The following is a 2,321-nucleotide window of genomic DNA, read 5'->3' as shown; positions in this document are numbered from 1 at the left end:
AAGGTCGCCGGAGGACATTCGGAGACTAAAAATGGACGGGTCGGAAAGCGTAAGACTTCTGTTAAAGAAGCAGCATCCCGGGTCGCGTCAACCCATCAAAAGTACGAGCAATTAAGCTTGTTCTAGTGGGAATCGCCGTCCGTTTTACGGCGGGGAGGATGTCAATTGTGTTAATCTCATCTTTAAATATCCACACCCCAAATCGTCTAAGGAGACAATGGCCGCTAATTCTCGGAATAAATCGCCCCTTTTTCTCGGCTGTTCCAGTAGGATCGCTATTTTTTGCCTCTTGATGTTATTATCGGCGGCAATAGGCTGGTTAATCGGGAAACAGTGGGTTAAGCACAGCAATCAACCCGAAACCGTTAAACCCGTTTTTGCCACGGAAGAAAATAATTTTAATTCTGCCACAGATCGGGCATGGCAACGGAAAGCTGAGATGAGAAAGCGCCGTCTAGAGTTGGGAATTGATAGTCAGTTTTTTAAAAATCTCGTCAATGAATTGTTTAGCCTCCGCTATGGGGATATCAAAGAGGAAAAACAGAAACAGGAACAAAGAGATATTCTAGCAGCAGAAATCCTCGATCGCTTAGACCGTCTCGATTCTGGCACTAGAGAAGCATTAGGTAGCTACGACGAGCAACAGCGAGAAAAATGGCGAGAACAAGTGAATCAGTTACGATTAAGCAGTAGAGTCCTTAATTTACTCACTGATACTGCCTTTTTTCAGCTACTTCCCGAATTGACAGAAAGACCAAATTTTGATAGCGGCCTAGGTCAACTATGGAGTGGTTTGGCCTGGAATCAGTTACAATCTTTACAGTCTGGCCTATCCTACCAAGCGATCGAAAGTTTAGACGCGGGGGGAGAGGAGATTATCGAGGCAATTCTCAGCCAGGGACAAGGAAAAGCCTATGCAATAAAATTGCGTTCCAGTGATCGGTTAGACTTAAATTTAGAGGCAGAAGGCGAAGTTTTACTATCTTTCTACTCTCCCAGTGGCAAGGTCACTCTTTTAGACAAGTCTAGCGATCGGCAATGGTCCGGTCAATTACCCGAAGAGGGATTTTATGAATTAGTTATTCTCCCCCAGTCTTCTAACCCCGTTAACTTTCGCTTGCAGTTAAAAGTAAGTCAATGACTTTAACCGTCAGGAGACAGTGATCAGTTATCAGTTCACTGTTTACTGATCACTGAAAAGCTCCCCACTTCCCCACACCCTACACCCCACTTCCCCAACCCCTAATCCGCTTTTTTACTTTTCCCCATGTCTCTAACTTTCCAAGCTGTTATTGCTAAATTAAACGAATTTTGGGCCGCTCGCGGTTGTTTAGTTGCTCAACCCTATGATACGGAAAAAGGTGCGGGAACCATGAGTCCCCACACTTTTTTAAGGGCAATTGGTCCGGAACCTTGGGCCGTTGCCTATGTGGAACCCTGTCGTCGTCCTACGGATGGCCGTTATGGCGAAAATCCCAATCGTTTTCAGCATTACTATCAATATCAAGTCCTAATTAAACCCTCTCCCGATAATATTCAGGATATCTATTTAGACTCCCTGCGGGTGTTAGGAATTAACCCAGAAGATCACGATATTCGCTTCGTGGAAGATAACTGGGAATCTCCCACCCTCGGTGCTTGGGGTGTGGGTTGGGAAGTGTGGTTAGATGGGATGGAAATCACCCAATTTACCTACTTTCAACAGTGTGGAGGTATCGATTGTCGTCCCGTGGCGATCGAGATTACCTATGGTTTAGAAAGATTAGCCATGTATCTGCAAGATGTAGAGGCAATTAATGAAATTCAATGGAATGAAAATATCCTCTACGGTGATATTTTTCTGCAAAATGAAATCGAACAATGTACCTACAATTTTGAGGCTTCCAATCCTGAGTTATTATTTAGTTTATTCAGTTTATATGAACAGGAAGCTAAACAATTAATCGATCGCTCTCTGGTGATTCCCAGTCTAGATTATGTTCTCAAATGTTCCCATACTTTTAATTTACTCGATGCTAGAGGTGTGATTGCTGTAGCTGAAAGAACCCGTTATATCGGCAGAATTCGCAATTTAGCTCGACAGGTTGCTCAATTGTATTTACAGCAACGGGAAGCTTTAGGTTTTCCCCTACAAAAAGTTTAGCAATCAGTGGCATCTCAATTTTGGCGATGCACCCCTACCAATTGTATTGGCCATCTTTTAATAACTTCTTTTTATACTAAATCCTATTTAGGGTTTGCTGAATAATGGTAAAACCCTTTTAAAATAAAGCTTTTGACCTGTTAAAGTCCGATGTTAGTGCAAGAAAATAGGATTGGGA

The 2,321-nt window shown here is 43.0% G+C and carries 3 protein-coding genes; 2 read left to right on the top strand and 1 reads right to left on the bottom strand.

Going from position 1 to position 2,321, the window contains the following annotated elements:
- Nucleotides 1–61: 61 nt before the first annotated feature.
- On the bottom strand, nucleotides 62–196 hold the full coding sequence (locus BGL89_RS21570; protein WP_287676564.1) for a hypothetical protein: 135 nt from the start codon (nucleotides 194–196) through the stop codon (nucleotides 62–64).
- 21 nt (nucleotides 197–217) lie between these two features.
- Between BGL89_RS21570 and BGL89_RS20730 the strand changes: the two genes are divergently transcribed.
- Nucleotides 218–1,141: a serine/threonine protein kinase gene (locus tag BGL89_RS20730; protein ID WP_286827416.1), complete on the top strand. Its 924-nt coding sequence runs from the start codon at nucleotides 218–220 to the stop codon at nucleotides 1,139–1,141.
- Nucleotides 1,142–1,267: 126 nt separating this feature from the next.
- On the top strand, nucleotides 1,268–2,143 hold the full coding sequence (gene glyQ / locus BGL89_RS20725; RefSeq protein ID WP_286827415.1) for a glycine--tRNA ligase subunit alpha: 876 nt from the start codon (nucleotides 1,268–1,270) through the stop codon (nucleotides 2,141–2,143).
- Nucleotides 2,144–2,321 lie beyond the last annotated feature (178 nt).

This window comes from Microcystis sp. LSC13-02 (assembly GCA_002282935.1).
Lineage (GTDB): Bacteria > Cyanobacteriota > Cyanobacteriia > Cyanobacteriales > Microcystaceae > Microcystis.
This window is presented reverse-complemented; position numbering and strand designations above follow the sequence as displayed.